The sequence below is a fragment of the Streptomyces sp. NPDC017979 genome, assembly GCF_044328175.1.
Taxonomy (GTDB): domain Bacteria; phylum Actinomycetota; class Actinomycetes; order Streptomycetales; family Streptomycetaceae; genus Streptomyces.
Window position 1 is genome coordinate 1 of record NZ_JBIRGU010000003.1, and the last position, 14,645, is coordinate 14,645.

General features: G+C 70.7%; 12 protein-coding genes and 1 tRNA gene. 2 read left to right on the forward strand and 11 right to left on the reverse strand.

Annotation, left to right across the window (positions count from 1 at the left end; genetic code table 11):
- Positions 1 to 73 precede the first annotated feature (73 nt).
- From ACH4E8_RS09670 to ACH4E8_RS09685, 4 genes are all read right to left on the reverse strand, one after another.
- Positions 74 to 146, reverse strand: a tRNA-His gene (locus tag ACH4E8_RS09670).
- 120 nt (positions 147 to 266) lie between these two features.
- Entirely contained in the window at positions 267 to 875 is a 609-nt protein-coding gene (gene orn, locus ACH4E8_RS09675) for an oligoribonuclease (protein ID WP_398446136.1), read from the reverse strand.
- A 9-nt stretch (positions 876 to 884) separates the two neighbouring features.
- On the reverse strand, positions 885 to 2,069 hold the full coding sequence (locus tag ACH4E8_RS09680) for a helix-turn-helix domain-containing protein (protein ID WP_398446138.1): 1,185 nt from the start codon (positions 2,067 to 2,069) through the stop codon (positions 885 to 887).
- 397 nt (positions 2,070 to 2,466) lie between these two features.
- Positions 2,467 to 2,940, reverse strand: coding sequence for a hypothetical protein (locus tag ACH4E8_RS09685; protein ID WP_398446140.1), 474 nt, complete (start codon positions 2,938 to 2,940; stop codon positions 2,467 to 2,469).
- 423 nt (positions 2,941 to 3,363) lie between these two features.
- On the opposite strand from ACH4E8_RS09685, the gene ACH4E8_RS09690 reads away from it, so the two are divergent.
- Positions 3,364 to 3,885 carry a universal stress protein gene (locus ACH4E8_RS09690; RefSeq protein WP_398447252.1) on the forward strand — a complete coding sequence of 174 codons (522 nt, stop codon included), beginning with the start codon at positions 3,364 to 3,366 and terminating at the stop codon, positions 3,883 to 3,885.
- 354 nt (positions 3,886 to 4,239) lie between these two features.
- Here the strand turns inward: ACH4E8_RS09690 and glmS are convergent, their stop codons facing one another.
- The 3 genes from glmS to ACH4E8_RS09705 form a co-directional block, all read right to left on the reverse strand.
- A complete protein-coding gene (gene glmS / locus ACH4E8_RS09695; RefSeq protein ID WP_398446142.1) occupies positions 4,240 to 6,057 on the reverse strand; it encodes a glutamine--fructose-6-phosphate transaminase (isomerizing) in 1,818 nt (605 codons plus the stop codon).
- A gap of 85 nt (positions 6,058 to 6,142) precedes the next feature.
- Positions 6,143 to 6,415, reverse strand: a complete 273-nt coding sequence (locus tag ACH4E8_RS09700; RefSeq protein ID WP_398447254.1) for a hypothetical protein — start codon at positions 6,413 to 6,415, stop codon at positions 6,143 to 6,145.
- Positions 6,416 to 6,611: 196 nt separating this feature from the next.
- Positions 6,612 to 7,526: a DUF4429 domain-containing protein gene (locus ACH4E8_RS09705; protein WP_398447256.1), complete on the reverse strand. Its 915-nt coding sequence runs from the start codon at positions 7,524 to 7,526 to the stop codon at positions 6,612 to 6,614.
- A 112-nt stretch (positions 7,527 to 7,638) separates the two neighbouring features.
- Between ACH4E8_RS09705 and ACH4E8_RS09710 the strand changes: the two genes are divergently transcribed.
- On the forward strand, positions 7,639 to 9,222 hold the full coding sequence (locus ACH4E8_RS09710; protein ID WP_398446144.1) for a beta-N-acetylhexosaminidase: 1,584 nt from the start codon (positions 7,639 to 7,641) through the stop codon (positions 9,220 to 9,222).
- Between the two features lie 67 nt (positions 9,223 to 9,289).
- On the opposite strand, the gene ACH4E8_RS09715 is transcribed toward ACH4E8_RS09710, so the two are convergent.
- Genes ACH4E8_RS09715 through ACH4E8_RS09730 form a run of 4 tightly spaced genes read right to left on the reverse strand, consistent with a single transcriptional unit; the run spans position 9,290 to position 14,379 of the window.
- The gene (locus ACH4E8_RS09715) at positions 9,290 to 11,095 is read right to left on the reverse strand and encodes an IucA/IucC family protein (RefSeq protein ID WP_398446146.1); all 1,806 of its coding nucleotides are present in this window, start codon (positions 11,093 to 11,095) and stop codon (positions 9,290 to 9,292) included.
- On the reverse strand, positions 11,092 to 11,661 hold the full coding sequence (locus ACH4E8_RS09720) for a GNAT family N-acetyltransferase (protein ID WP_398446148.1): 570 nt from the start codon (positions 11,659 to 11,661) through the stop codon (positions 11,092 to 11,094). The genes ACH4E8_RS09715 and ACH4E8_RS09720 overlap by 4 nt, the downstream gene beginning before the upstream one ends.
- Complete coding sequence (locus tag ACH4E8_RS09725; protein ID WP_398446150.1) at positions 11,658 to 12,953, reverse strand: lysine N(6)-hydroxylase/L-ornithine N(5)-oxygenase family protein; 1,296 nt, start codon at positions 12,951 to 12,953, stop codon at positions 11,658 to 11,660. Before ACH4E8_RS09725 ends, ACH4E8_RS09720 begins: the two co-directional genes overlap by 4 nt.
- The gene (locus ACH4E8_RS09730) at positions 12,937 to 14,379 is read right to left on the reverse strand and encodes a pyridoxal phosphate-dependent decarboxylase family protein (protein ID WP_398446152.1); all 1,443 of its coding nucleotides are present in this window, start codon (positions 14,377 to 14,379) and stop codon (positions 12,937 to 12,939) included. Before ACH4E8_RS09730 ends, ACH4E8_RS09725 begins: the two co-directional genes overlap by 17 nt.
- Between the last annotated feature and the right edge of the window lie 266 nt (positions 14,380 to 14,645).

Here is a 14,645-nt window from a genome sequence, read left to right on the forward strand (position 1 = left end):
CCATGATGTTCCCAAGAGTTTGGGCATGAAGAAGGGCTGACCCGTTTTCACAGGTCAGCCCTTGATCAATCAGGGTGAGTGACGGGACTCGAACCCGCGGCATCCTGGACCACAACCAGGTGCTCTACCAGCTGAGCTACACCCACCATGACCGGTCGTTTTCCTGACCGGCCGAGAAAAAGTGTACAGGCTTCCGGAGGGTGCTCGCGCCACGGTTTCCGGGAAGCCGGCGTCGGGGCCCCGCGGGGCCCCGACGGCGACGGGAACTAGTGCCCGTCCGCGCGCACCACGTGCTTCGCCGCGATCGCCTTCGCCGTCTCCGAGTCCGGGCCGGGCTGCGGCACGAAGACCGCCTCGCGGTAGTACCGCAGCTCCGCGATGGACTCGCGGATGTCCGCCAGCGCCCGGTGGTTCCCGTTCTTCTCCGGGCTGTTGAAGTACGCCCTCGGGTACCAGCGCCGCGCCAGCTCCTTCACGGAGGAGACGTCGACGATCCGGTAGTGGAGGTACTGCTCCAGCGCCGCCATGTCCCGGGCCAGGAAGCCGCGGTCGGTGCCGACCGAGTTTCCGCAGAGCGGTGCCTTGCGGGGCTCCTTGACGTGCTCCCGCACGTACGCCAGGACCTGCGCCTCGGCGTCGGCGAGCGTGGTGCCGCCCGCCAGCTCGTCGAGGAGGCCCGAGGCGGTGTGCATCTGCCGCACCACCTCGGGCATCGACTCCAGCGCCGCGTCCGGCGGGCGGACGACGATGTCCACCCCTTCGCCGAGCACGTTCAGTTCCGAGTCGGTGACCAGCGCGGCCACCTCAATGAGTGCGTCGTCCGCCAGCGAGAGCCCGGTCATCTCGCAGTCGATCCACACCATGCGGTCGTTCATGCGTCCACTTTATGGCGCGCTCCGCTGACCGGGCAGACTGGGACGTCCCGGGCCTGCCGCGTACGCCCCCGACGGGGGTTTCCCCAGCTCGGGCGGGGGTCCGCCCGGACCGCCCGGGCCCGAAGCGCGCCGGGCCTGGATCGGCACCACCGATTCGACCGCCGGCGGCGCGGAGTCGCCCTGGGGGCGCCGCACCCGGTACGCGGCCCGGTAGGCCGCCGGGGACGAGCCCAGCTGGCGCCGGAAGTGGCCGCGCAGCGCGACGGGGGAGCGGAAGCCGCAGCGGCCCGCCACCTCGTCGACCGAGTAGTCCGAGGTCTCCAGCAGCCGCTGGGCCTGGAGCACCCGCTGGGTGATCAACCACTGGAGCGGCGCACTGCCGGTCAGTGAACGGAATCGCCGGTCGAAGGTGCGCCGACTCATGTACGCCCGGGCCGCCAGGGTCTCCACGTCGAACTGTTCGTGAAGGTGTTCCAGCGCCCACGAGACGACCTCGGCCAGCGGGTCCGACCCGATTTCCTCTGGTAAAGACCTGTCCAGATAGCGCTCCTGCCCACCGCTGCGCCGGGGCGGTACGACCAGCCTGCGCGCGAGCGCTCCGGCGGCCTCCGTGCCGTGATCCGTACGCACGATGTGCAAACAGAGATCGATTCCGGCCGCCGTTCCGGCGGAGGTGAGCACATCGCCGTCGTCGACGAACAACTCGCGCGGATCGACGTGCACGGACGGATATCGCTTCGCCAGCGTCGGCGCGTACATCCAGTGCGTCGTCGCCGGGCGGCCGTCGAGCAGACCGGCCGCGGCGAGCACGAACGCTCCCGTGCACAGTCCGACTATGCGGGCGCCCTCCTCGTGTGCGCGGCGCAGCGCTTCCAGCGCCTCGGGCGGCGGCGGCGAGGTGATCGACCGCCAGGCCGGCACCACGACGGTGCCTGCGCGACCGATCGCTTCGAGACCGTACGGTGCGGTCAGCTCAAGGCCGCCCGTGGTCCGCAGCGGACCCTCCTCGCCTGCGCAGACGAGCAGTCGATAGCGAGGTACTCCGGCGTCCTGGCGGTCAATCCCGAACACCGAAAGCGGTATGGAACTCTCAAAGATGGGGCCGCCGCTGAACAGCAGTACGGCGACGACTTCCCGGCGCCGACGCCCGGAGAGCTTCCGTGCTACCTCCGGTGCGGCGGAGTCCTGACTCATGACGCTAAGCCCCCCTCGGTGTTCGCGTCTCCCCGTTCTTTCCGGGCCGTTCGCTCCTGCACTTTTCCCCTCGGTTTTGCACGAGTACCCGGGCCTTCGATACTCATGATCGAATCTACTGCGTCCCGTGGCACCGACGAGACAAGTTCGGCATGCCCCGCTATGTCTGCCTGGGAACTTGGCGCGAAGCATTCGATCACGAAGCGTTCCATCTGCAAGCCCCGCAGGGAAGTGCGCCTCACGTGCATGGCCCGTCCACGTAGGGTGCGCAGGCCACCGGAGACGCTTCCCTGCCTGGTGACAAGGGGGTTCTCGGGCCATTTGCCCAAGGGGTCGGGGGTGGCGTGAAGTTGGCTGAAACTATATAGGTGTGGCTGTGCGACGACGACGGCTGAACTCAGCCGCGGGGGGTGCGTTCCGCGCCGCCGCACGCCGGCGCGCCCGACTCCTCGGACCGGCGTCGGTGGCGCGACGCCGACGGCCCGTCCGCCCGCGCTCCCTCCCGTACCCGCGCCGCGTTGCGCTCCGAGTGCCGCAACAGCATCCGACAGGCCGCGGTCACCGCGGCGAGCCCCAGCGCGACGGCGGCAGCCCCGCCGACGGACGCCCCGTACACCACGAGCACGACCGGCACGAGCAGACAGCTGAAGGCCGCCCAGCGGACCACTTCGCCCGCCGGGTCCCAGGGCGAGCCGGGGGAGGGGCAGGTGCACGGCGGCGCGGCGTCCCGCCGGGGCGCGTCGGCGTCCACGGCGCCGGCCCCGGACCCCGAACCGCACGCCGCGCCGGCCCCGGACCCCGCGCCGGGGGCGGGCCGGGCAGCGCTGCGATCGGCGGTGCGGGGCGCGGCGGCGGACGAGTGCGCGGGCACGGAAGCTCCCTCTGGGCTGCGGGGTGACCGAGGTGCCAACGACGACCGCCGCCTTCCGGTCACTGCGGCGCGGAATGCCTCGACCGCATGGACGACGCCCGAACGGTCACCCACCGCGTCCGTCGGGCTCCCCCGGGTGACCAGGAGGGACGCGGATGCGCCAGGTCGAAGGGGGCGGGCCGGGCGGCTCGGCCGCCGCCAGGTGTCTAGACCGCTGTAGACGCCACATGGCATTGCCAACCCGCAGGCCCTGAGGCATGCTCCCTGGAACTGCCCGATTGGGGCGGTCACCTCTGGGCATGAGAGGAGTGTCGCCGTACCCTTACGGGTATGGGCCAGGGAAGATGATTCCCGGACACAGCACCGTTAACGTCTGTCCACTTGTTCTCCCCTCCCACTGAGGACTCCTTCGCCGAGACACCGATGGCCGGTCACGAGATCCCTGAACCCGCGGACCGCAAGCAGGTCGCCGACCCCGTGTCGGATCTGCAAGCGGCCGAAGAAGCACGCCATTCCTGCGATCCGGCCTTTCGGCACGGAGTCGTCGTCGGCTTCGACGGATCGACCTCCAGCGAGCGGGCGCTCGCGTACGCGATCGGCATGGCGCGCCGCTCCGGCTCCGGCCTGATCATCGTCCACGTGGCGAACCGACTGCCCACGACGGTCTGGGCGGGCTGCGAGCCCCCGGTCTTCGTGGACGTCCCCGACCACCGCACCGAGGTGTTGGGCCTGGAGTTGGCCTGCGCCGACTACCTCACCGAGGTGCCGTGGATCCTGGTGGAGCGCGGCGGCGACATCTGCCACGAGTTGGAGGAGGTCGGCCGGGAGTACTCCGCCGACGCCATCGTGGTGGGCTCGACGCACGGCATCGTCGGCCGCATCTTCGGCTCGGTGGCCGGCCGGCTCGCCCGACGGGCACAGCGCCCCGTCGTCGTCATCCCTTGAGGATCCCTTGAAGCGCCCTTCGTGACGCGGAGTCAACTGCCTTCGTACGAGGCGTAGTCCAGCGAAAGTCCGCGGAACCCTACTGGTGCGTAGAGGTGCGTCGTGCGCTGGTGGGGGGTACATAGCGGTCGCCGGGCCGTCGTCGCCCGCGACAACTCCACAGGACGGAACGGGAGCCCGCCGCGGACGGTTGCGGAAGACGGGCGTCTTTCCCTCCGCACGCGCCGCCGGTCGGGGAGTGACGGCCACCGGCCGAGCGGGCGCAGGCCGGTGCCGATCGGTCGAACGCACCGGCTGCTGACGTTCCCCCGCGCGACAGGTGGCGACGCGCGGGGGAACGGCTGTGCCCGGACGTCACTCCACGGTGACGGACTTCGCCAGGTTGCGCGGCTTGTCGATGTCCCGGCCCATCGCCAGCGCGGTGTGGTACGCGAAGAGCTGGAGCGGGATGCCCATCAGGATCGGGTCCAACTCGGGCTCGTTCTTCGGCACGACGACGGTGTGGTCCGCCTTCTCCTGCTCGCGGTGGGCCACGGCGAGGATGCGACCGCTGCGGGCCTTGATCTCCTCCAGCGCGGCCCGGTTCTTCTCCAGCAGGTCGTCGTCGGGGACGATCGCCACGGTCGGCAGCGCGGGCTCGATCAGCGCGAGCGGCCCGTGCTTCAACTCGGACGCGGGGTACGCCTCGGCGTGGATGTAGGAGATCTCCTTGAGCTTCAAGGACGCCTCCAGGGCCACCGGATAGCCGCGGACCCGTCCGATGAACATCATCGACTGCGCCCCGGCGTACTCCTCGGCGAGCTTCTTGACGTCGTCCTCGGCCTGCAGGATCTCGGCGATCTGCGCCGGCAGCCGGCGCAGGCCCTCGATGATCCGCTTGCCCTCGGAGACCGACAGGTCGCGGATGCGGCCGAGGTGGAGCGCGAGGAGCGCGAAGGCGACGACGGTGTTGGTGAAGCACTTCGTCGACACCACGCAGACCTCGGGCCCGGCGTGCACGTACACGCCGCCGTCGGCCTCGCGGGCGATGGCCGAACCGACCACGTTCACCACGCCCAGCACCCGCGCGCCCTTGCGCTTGAGCTCCTGGACGGCGGCGAGCACGTCGTACGTCTCGCCGGACTGGGAGACCGCGACGTAGAGGGTGTCGGGGTCGACGACCGGGTTGCGGTAGCGGAACTCGGAGGCGGGCTCGGCGTCCGCGGGGATCCGGGCCAGCGACTCGATCAGCCCGGCGCCGATCATGCCCGCGTGGTACGAGGTGCCGCAGCCGAGGATCTTGACGCGGCGGATGGAGCGGGCCTCGCGGGCGTCCAGGTTGAGCCCGCCGAGGTGCACGGTGGAGAAGCGGTCGTCGATCCGGCCGCGCAGCACGCGGTCCACCGCGTCCGCCTGCTCGCAGATCTCCTTGTGCATGTACGTGTCGTGGCCGCCCATGTCGTACGACTCGGCCTCCCACTCCACCGTGGTGGGCGTGGCCGTGGTGGTCGAGCCCTCGGTGGTGTAGGTGCGGAAGTCGTCGGCCTTGAGGGTGGCCATCTCGCCGTCGTCGAGGGTGACGACCTGGCGGGTGTGGGCGACCAGGGCGGCGACGTCGGAGGCGACGAACATCTCCTTCTCGCCGATGCCGAGGACGACCGGGGAGCCGTTGCGGGCGACCACGATGCGGTCGGTGAAGTCGGCGTGCATCACGGCGATGCCGTAGGTGCCCTCGACGACCTTGAGGGCGTGGCGGACCTTCTCCTCCAGCGTCTCGGCCGCGGAGCGCGCGATCAGGTGGGTGAGCACCTCGGTGTCGGTCTCGGAGGCGAAGACGACGCCCTCGGCCTCCAGCCGGGCGCGCAGTTCGGCGGCGTTGTCGATGATGCCGTTGTGGACGACGGCGACCTGCTCGTCGGCGGAGAGGTGCGGGTGGGCGTTCTCGTCGCTGGGGGCGCCGTGGGTGGCCCAGCGGGTGTGCGCGATGCCGGTGGTGCCGGTGAACCGCTTGGGCACCCGGGCCTCCAGGTCGCGGACCCGGCCCTTGGCCTTGACCATCTTCAGGCCGGCGGCCTTGGGGCTGGTGATCACCAGGCCCGCCGAGTCGTACCCCCGGTACTCCAGCCGCTGGAGGCCCTCCAGCAGCAGCGGTGCCACATCACGCTTGCCGATGTATCCGACAATTCCGCACATAAAGGTCTTGCCCCTCCATAGGTGGGAGATCCCTGGGTCACCGGTCGGTCGTTGGTCGTCGACCGGTGGGTGGCGGGCCGCGCCGTCAGCCGTAGACCATGCGGCGCAACTGGCGGAGCGAGAGCTCCGGCGGTGCGACCGCGCGGTGCGGCAGTTCGGCGGCGATCCGCTCGAAGATCTCCGCGTTCGCCAGGCCCGCCGACTGCAGTTCGCGGTGGCGGCGGCGGACGTAGGTCTCGGTCTTCTCGTCGAAGTACGCCAGCACGTCGAGCACCACCCGCACCGCCTCACCGCGCTGGAGCGCGGTGCTGCGGACGAGGTGGTCTATCAGGTCGTCGTGCGCGTGCGCGGGCTGCACGGCCCGCGGCGCGGAGGATGACGGACGACCCGGCTGGCGGTGTTCGAGCACCCGTAGATACTGGTGGGTCGATACGTTCGAATGCAAGAATCCTGCCCGATTCCGGGCAAGGTTCTTGGAAATCGACGACGAATGGGCGTATCGGGCGTCGTCGGGCGGGCGCCGCGGGCGCTGCGGGCGGATGCCGTGGGGTGGATCACAGCCGCTTCAGCAGGGCCTGCTTCGCGGTGCTGAACTCGTCGTCCGTGAGTATGCCGGCGCGGTGCAGTTCGCCCAGCTCGCGCAGCCGGCGCAGCAGCGCGTCCGTCTCGTCGCCGCCGCCACCGACCGCGGGCACCGGTGCCGCCTCCGGGGCGGCCGGCTTCGTCAGTGCGTTCGTCGACGAGGATGCGGCGGCGGGCCCGGCGGGCGCGTACGGATGCGGCAGCCGGGCCACCACCGCCGCACCCACCAGCGCCATCAGCGGGTCCTTGCGGAAGCCCCACAGGTCGACGGCGTACGGGTCGTACTTGGGCGGGGTGGCCGAGCGGTCCTTGGCGACGCCGAACCGCAGGAAGCCGTTCTCCAGGCCGCCCGACGGCTGCCACTCCACGGAGTGCACGTCGACGAGGTCGACGGTGCGGGGCCCGCCGGACGCCTTGGAGTCCTCCGTCTTCCAGTTCCAGGTGAGCCTGATCTGCTCGCCGTCGAAGTCGACCGTGCCGTCCCCGGCGGTCGCACCGATCGGCAGCGGGGGCCCCGGCAGCAGATAGCGCCCGGTCGGGGCGGTCTCGATCTGCTCGATGAGCAGCGCGTTGCGCACCTCGTCCACGAAGTACTCGGCGACCCCGCTGCGGTCGTTGTCGACGGAGAGCGCGTACGGATCGGCGCCGTCCCGCAGTCGGCCCCCGGTGAGCTGGAGGAGCGGATCGGCGCCGCTGCGCAGGCGCAGCCGCAGTCGCCCGGACTTCCGGCCCGGCTCGTACGACGCCCCGGCGACGGCTTCCAGCGGCACCGCGAGCTCGCCGAGCGTCCGGCGCAGCAGACCGACGCCCTTGTCGGAGCCCGGGACGATGCGGACGGTGTCCCCGTCGAAGCTCCAGGTGCCGTCCTTCTGGATGATTTCCGCCATGACCATGAAGGAGATTGTTCCACCCGCGCGAGGCCCGGACCGCGGGGTCGACGGCGCCGCGGGTCACGGGCGGCGAGACTTGGTCTAGACCTAGGTGCCCGCGTCGGGGACGATGGCGCGAGGCTCGACGTCTGTTGAAGGGAACCAGCCCGTGAGTGTGTCCCGGACGAACCTCCGGTCGCCCGACTCCGATCCCGCCCCCGTGTCCGCCCTCGGGAACGTCGTTCCCGCGCCGTCCTCCGTACGGCCGGGCGGCACGCCGTACACGATCACCTCCGCCACCGCGATCCGGGTCGACGACGCGCCCGGGGTGCGCGCCGTGGGCGACCACCTCGCCGCGTACCTGCGGCCGTCCACCGGGTACCCGCTGCCGGTGACCCCGGGCTCCGGCGCCGACGGCGTGCAACTGCGCCTGGACCCCGCCGCGGGCGAACTGGGCGACGAGGGCTACCGACTGGAGTCCACCGGGGACGGGGTCCTGCTCACGGCCCGCGAGCCGGCCGGGCTCTTCCACGGCGTGCAGACCCTGCGCCAACTGCTGCCGCACGCCGTGGAGGCGGACTCCGAGCAGCCCGGGCCGTGGACCGTGCCCGGGGGCACCATCACCGACGTGCCCCGCTATCCGTACCGCGGCGCCATGCTCGACGTGTCCCGGCACTTCTTCACCGTCGAGCAGGTCAAGCGCTACGTCGACCAACTCGCCCTCTACAAGATCAACACGCTCCATCTGCACCTCACGGACGACCAGGGCTGGCGGATCGCCGTCGACTCCTGGCCGCAGCTCACCGCCGTCGGCGGCTCGACCTCGGTGGGCGGCACGGGCGGCTTCTACACCAAGGACCAGTTCCGTGAGCTGGTCGAGTACGCCGCCGAACGCCACCTGGAGGTCATCCCGGAGATCGACCTGCCGGGCCACACCAACGCGGCGCTCGCCTCGTACGCCGAGCTGAACCCCGACGGGCAGGCCCCTGAGCTGTACACCGGCACCGAGGTCGGCTTCAGCTCGCTGTGCGCGGACAAGCCCGTGACGTACGAGTTCATGGACGACGTGATCCGGGAGATCGCCGCCATCACCCCCGGCGACCGCCTCCACATCGGCGGCGACGAGGCCGACAACACCAGCGCCGAGGACTACGCCGCGATCATGGCGAAGGCGCAGGAGTCGGTGGCGCGGCACGGCAAGGAGGTCGTCGCCTGGCACCAGGTCACGGGCACCGCCGTCGCCGACGGCGGCTGGGTGCAGTACTGGGGCACGGACGAGACCAAGAAGGAGGAGCGCGAGCAGGTCGCGGCCGCGGTGCGCGCCGGCGCCCGGCTGATCCTGTCCCCGGCGGACCGCGCCTACCTCGACATGAAGTACGACGGCGAGTTCGCGCTGGGGCTGAGCTGGGCCGGCCTGGTGGAGGTCGACCGCTCCTACGACTGGGACCCGGCGACGTACTTCGCCGAGGAGGGCGTGCCGGCGGAGGCGGTGCTCGGGGTCGAGGCGCCGCTGTGGACCGAGACGCTCAGCACCAACGCCGAGCTGGAGCTGATGGCCTTCCCGCGGCTGCTGAGCGCGGCGGAGAAGGGCTGGTCGCGCGGTGACCTGCCCTGGGAGGGTTTCCACGAGCGACTGGTGGACCAGGGCAGGCGACTGACCGCGCTGGGCATCGCGTACCACCCGTCCCCGAAGGTCGAGTGGGCCGCCGAGTAGCGCGGAGATCGAGCGGGAAGAGGACGGGCGCCCCCGAGGGACCGTGTTCGGGGGCGCCCGCCCGGCTCTACGCGGCCGATCCGGCCAAGGGGTTGCGGAGCGTGCCGACGAGTTGGAGCGCGCCGGAGGGGTCCGCGAGGTCGAGCATCTGCCGGTTGTCGCGCAACTGGAGCCGGTTGAGGCAGGAGAGCGCGAACTCGGGCGCGAACAGGTCGTACTCGGCGAACTTGTCCGCCAGGTGCGGCACCGACTCCTGGTAGCCGCGGACGCACTCCGCGACGGTCCGCCAGAAGGCGTCCTCGGTCATCCGGCCCTCGGCCACCAGCGTCGCCGCCAGGAAGCGGAAGAAGCAGTCGAAGACGTCCGTGAAGACCGACAGCAGCTTCATCCCGTCCGGGACGTCGGCGCGGATGCGCTCCACCGCCGGCGGCAGCACCGCGTCCGGGTCCAGGACCGCGATCTCCTCCGCGATGTCCTTGAAGACCGTGCGCACCACCGCCCCGTCCGGTCCGAGGACCAGGATCACGTTCTCCCCGTGCGGCATGTACACCAGGTCGTACGCGTAGAAGCTGTGCAGCACGGGCGTGAGGTAAGCGTCCAGGTAGCCGCGCAGCCACGCGGTGGGCGCGAGCCCCGACGCGTCGATCAGCGCGCCGACGAACGACGCCCCGGCACGGTCCGTGTGCAGCAGCGACGCCATGGTGGCGAGGCGTTCGCCGGGGGCCAGCGCGGGCACCGGACTCTCCCGCCACAGCGCCGCCAGCATCTTGCGGTACGCGGAGTGCCGGTCGGTCGCCGCCTCGTACTGCCGGTGGTGGTAGCCGACGGCCGCGTGCTCGCGGATGATCGAGAACCGGCCGGCCCGCAGCACCTCGTCCCGGTCGATCAACGCCGCCAGCCAGTCGTTGATCGCCGGGGTGGCCTTCATGTACGCCGCCGACAGGCCGCGCATGAAGCCCATGTTGAGCACCGACAGCGAGGTCTTGACGTAGTGCTTGTGCGGCGCGCTGGCGTTGAAGAAGGTCCGGATGGACTGCTGCGCCAGGTACTCGTCGTCCCCGGGGCCGAGGAAGACCAGGTGCTGCTGTGCGACTTCGCCGGCGAAGGTGACGGAGAGCTTGTTCCACCACTGCCAGGGGTGCACGGGCAACAGGTAGTACTCGGCGAGGTCGAGCCCCAGCTCCTTCATCCGCGCGCCGAACCGGGCGAGCGTCGCCGCGCCCAGCTCGTCCTGGACCAGGGCGTCGTAGTCGAGGTCGGCGCCGCAGGTGAAGACGGCGCGGTCGCGGCGGGCCGCGAGCCAGATCAGCCGGATCTCGCTGGCCGCCTCCGGGGCGTACGACAGGTACTCGTGGACGCCGAAGCCGAGACGGCCGTTGTTGGCGACGAAGCAGGGGTGGCCCTCGGTCATCCCGGTCTCGATCGCCTGGAAGTCGGCCGCGGCCAGCTCCGCAGCGCTCACCGCGGGCTTGGCGAGCTTGTACGCCGTACCGGCCAGCGTGGAGGAGATCTCCTCCAGGTAGACCGGCAGGACCTCGTCGCGCAGGCCGAGCGCCCCGCGCAGTTCGGTGCAGAAGTCCAGCGCGTCCAGCGGCAGGGCGGCGCCGTCGCGGTGGCGGGTGACGGAGTCCGCGTCGACGTGCCAGTGGTCGAGGGCGAAGCGGCGGGCGGTGAAGCGGTACTCGGTGCCCGCGTCGTCGCTCAACACCCGGTAGGCACCGGCGTCCCCGGGCGCACCGGGGGCCTCGCCGACCGGCTCGGGCGCGAGCAGCCGCTCGTGGGCGAACTCGGCGAGCGCCTTGCGCACCAGCAGCCGGTTGGCGCGCTCCCACAGCTCGGGCGTCAGGTGGGCCACGGCGTCGGCGGCGGTCATCGGGTCACCGCCCGTCCGCTCGCCACCGCGACGCTGTTCTCGAAGGACCTGCGGGTGCAGACGCTCAGGTAGGCGTCCTTCTCCGGCTTGCTGATCCGCCGGACGACCTCGAAGCCGACGTACGCGTTGAGCGAGTGCACCGCAGCATTGCCCACGTCGGGCTCGACGACCACGCGCTCCGTCGCCGGATCGGCGAACAGGGTCTGCATGACGGCGGTGATCACGGCCCGGGTGAAGCCGTGCACCGGGGTGTCGGTCGGCGCGACGAGGAAGTGCATGCCGACGTCGCCGGGCCGGTGGTCGTACAGACCCACCAGCTCGACGTGCGCCGGGTCGTACCGCTCCATCAGGAAGACCGGCGCGCCGTCCGCGCCGTGCCCGATGAAGGCGTGGTGGTGCTCGCTCGCCGTGATCGCCGTGTACTCCCGCTCGACGTCCTGGAGCTCGAAGTCGGACATCAGCCAGAACCCGGCTTTGGGGTGGGTGACCCAGCCGTGCACCAACTCGGCGTCGGTGCGTGGGTCGAGCGGTCGTACGGTGAATCCCAGCGGGCGGGGGGTGGTCATACCGAGAACTCCTGGAACGCGATCGTCTTCTCCACGGCGTAGTACTCGGAGCCGAGCATCTCGCCGATGATGTAGGCATTGCGGTACGCACCCATGCCCAGGTCGGGTGAGGTGATCGAGTGCGTGTGCACGCCCGCGTTCTGGAGGAAGATCTCGCGCCCGGAGGTGTCGACGGAGTAGTTCCGGGCGACGTCGAAACGGCCCTTCCCGTCCCAGCGGATGCGGTCGTGCAGTGGTGCGAGGAAGGCCGGCGGCTCGTACTTGTAGCCGGTGGCCAGGATCAGGCCCTCGGTGCGCAGCTCGTAGTCCTTGCCCTGCTCCTCCTGGCGCAGTTCGAGGAGGTACGTGCCGGACTCCGCGTCGTAGCTGGCGCCGTTGAGGGCGGAGTTGGTGAGCAGCCGGGTGGGCACCGGGCCCTTGAGGTTCTTCTGGTAGAGCAGGTCGAAGATGGCGTCGATGAGGTCGCCGTCGATGCCCTTGAACAGGCCCTTCTGCTGGGTCTCCAGCCGGTAGCGGGTCTCCTCCGGCAGCCCGTGGTAGTAGTCGATGTACTCCGGGGAGGTCATCTCCAGCGTCAGCTTGGTGTATTCGAGCGGGAAGAAGCGCGGGGAGCGGGTGACCCAGTTCAGCCGGTAGCCGTGGACGTCTATCTCGGAGAGCAGGTCGTAGTAGATCTCCGCGGCGCTCTGGCCGCTGCCGACGAGCGTGATCGACTCCTTGGCCTGGAGCGCCGCCTTGTGGTGCACGTACTGGGAGTTGTGCAGGTAGTCGCCGCCGAGGTCGCGGCAGGTCTCCGGGACGTACGGCGGGGTGCCGGTGCCCAGCACGATGCGGCGGGCGGACAGCACGGAGCCGTCGGCGGTGTGCACGCGGTAGCGGCCGTCGGCGTGCTCGATGCGGGTGACGGTGGTGTTGAAGCGCACGCAGCCGAGTTGGGCGGCGGCCCAGCGGCAGTAGTCGTTGTACTCGGTCCGCAGCGGGTAGAAGTTCTCCCGGATGTAGAAGGAGTACAGCCGGCCGGACTGCTTCAGGTAGTTGAGGAAGGAGTACGGGGACGTCGGGTCGGCCAGGGTGACCAGGTCCGACATGAACGGCGTCTGGAGGTGGGCGCCTTCGAGGAACATGCCCGAGTGCCAGTCGAAGTCGGGCTTGGACTCCAGGAAGAGGCCGTTCAGCTCCTCGATCGGTTCGGTGAGGCAGGCCAGCCCCAGGTTGAAGGGGCCGAGGCCGACGCCGATGAAGTCGTACGGCTCGGCGTCCGGTTCGAGGGGCGGCTCAAGAGGCGTGGACAAGGTTCTCTCCCAGGTACTGCTCGGCGTGGCCGGCGATCAGGTCGAGCACGGCGGCGATGTCGTCGACCGTCGTCTCGGGGTTGAGCAGGGTGAACTTCAGGTACTGGCGGCCGTCGACCTTGGTGCCGGCGACCACGGCCGCTCCGGAGGCGAACAGCGCCTTGCGGGCGTAGAGGTTGGCCCGGTCGATCAGGGCGGGGCCGGTGACGGCCTCGGGGACGTAGCGGAAGACGAGGGTGGAGAGCTGCGGGCGGACGACCACGTCGTAGCGGGGGTCGCCGGCGAGCGCCTGCCAGCCGGCCTCGGCCAGCTCGCAGACCTCGTCGAAGAGGCCGCCGACGCCGTCCGCGCCCATCACCCGCAGGGTCATCCACAGTTTGAGGGCGTCGAAGCGGCGGGTGGTCTGGAGCGACTTGTCGACCTGGTTGGGGATCCTCTCCTCCGCCATCCGCCGGGGGTTGAGGTAGTCCGCGTGGTACGTGGCGTGGCGCAGCGTCGCCGCGTCGCGGACCAGCACCGCGGAGGAACTCACGGGCTGGAAGAAGGACTTGTGGTAGTCGACCGTGACGGAGTCGGCGTGCTCGATGCCGTCGAGGAGGTGGCGGCGGGTGGGGGAGGCGAGCAGTCCGCAGCCGTACGCCGCGTCCACGTGCATCCAGGCGCCGTACCGCTCGGCCAGTTCGGCGATCTCCGGCAGCGGGTCGATGGACCCGAAGTCGGTGGTGCCGGCGGTCGCCACGATCGCCATCGGTATCGCGCCCTCGCGCTGGCAGCGCTCCAACTCGGCGGCGAGCGCCAGGGTCTGCATCCGGCGGTCGCGGTCGGTGGGCAGGGAGACGACCGCGTCCCGGCCGAGGCCCAGCAGTTTCGCGGACTTCTGGACGCTGAAGTGGCTGGACTCGGAGGTGAAGATGCGCAGCCGGTGCGGCTCGTCGGTCTTGGCCTCCTCGCGGGCCAGCAGCAGCGCCTGGAGGTTGGACTGGGTGCCGCCGCTGGTGAACACCCCGTCGGCGGCGTCGCCGAGGCCGATGCGGCCGGCGGTCCAGTCGATCAGCCGGCGCTCGATGAGGGTGCCGCCGACGCTCTGGTCCCAGGTGTCGAGGGAGGAGTTCACGGCGGAGAGCACGGCCTCGCCGAGGACGGCGGGGATGACGACCGGGCAGTTCAGGTGGCCCAGGTAGCGCGGGTGGTGGAAGTAGACGGCGTCCCGGAGGTACACCCGGTCCAACTCGTCCAGGGCGGCGGAGGCGTCGCCCAGGGGCTGGTCGAGGTCGATCGCGGAGATCGTCGGCGCGAGTTCGTCGACGGTGACTCCGGTGAACGGCTGCCGGGTTGTGGCGAGTCGGTTCGCCACCCGCTCGACTCCTTCGGTCACGGAGCGCCGGTAGCTCTCCGCCGTTACGTCATTGAGCAGGTGCGAGCGCATGCAATGTCCTCCCGGATGCGGGGACTTGGGTCGCCTCAGGACAGGAGTGGGGACGAGGGCGACGCAGGGAAGGTTAGCCTAACCTAACCATTCCGGGAAATTGTGCTCCGGACCCGATCTGCCGTGCTGGTTATGGCGTTGTTCACATGCCGTTTGGCCGGATGTCGCGTCTGACGTGCGGCCGGATCGGGTGGGGTGGTGCGGAGGTGCGGGGCGGGTCCCGCCCGGGCGCACCGAAGTGCGCCGGGACGCGCCGTTTGTCGCGG

Bases quoted from the DNA above. Each gene is read 5' to 3' on its own strand.
- ACH4E8_RS09690 (WP_398447252.1), top strand. From the start codon at position 3,364: ATGGCCGGTCACGAGATCCCTGAACCCGCGGACCGCAAGCAGGTCGCC.
- ACH4E8_RS09720 (WP_398446148.1), bottom strand. From the start codon at position 11,661: ATGACCACCCCCCGCCCGCTGGGATTCACCGTACGACCGCTCGACCCA.
- ACH4E8_RS09705 (WP_398447256.1), bottom strand. From the start codon at position 7,526: ATGGCGGAAATCATCCAGAAGGACGGCACCTGGAGCTTCGACGGGGAC.
- orn (WP_398446136.1), bottom strand. From the start codon at position 875: ATGAACGACCGCATGGTGTGGATCGACTGCGAGATGACCGGGCTCTCG.
- ACH4E8_RS09730 (WP_398446152.1), bottom strand. From the start codon at position 14,379: ATGCGCTCGCACCTGCTCAATGACGTAACGGCGGAGAGCTACCGGCGC.
- ACH4E8_RS09715 (WP_398446146.1), bottom strand. From the start codon at position 11,095: ATGACCGCCGCCGACGCCGTGGCCCACCTGACGCCCGAGCTGTGGGAG.
- glmS (WP_398446142.1), bottom strand. From the start codon at position 6,057: ATGTGCGGAATTGTCGGATACATCGGCAAGCGTGATGTGGCACCGCTG.
- ACH4E8_RS09710 (WP_398446144.1), top strand. From the start codon at position 7,639: ATGGCGCGAGGCTCGACGTCTGTTGAAGGGAACCAGCCCGTGAGTGTG.
- ACH4E8_RS09680 (WP_398446138.1), bottom strand. From the start codon at position 2,069: ATGAGTCAGGACTCCGCCGCACCGGAGGTAGCACGGAAGCTCTCCGGG.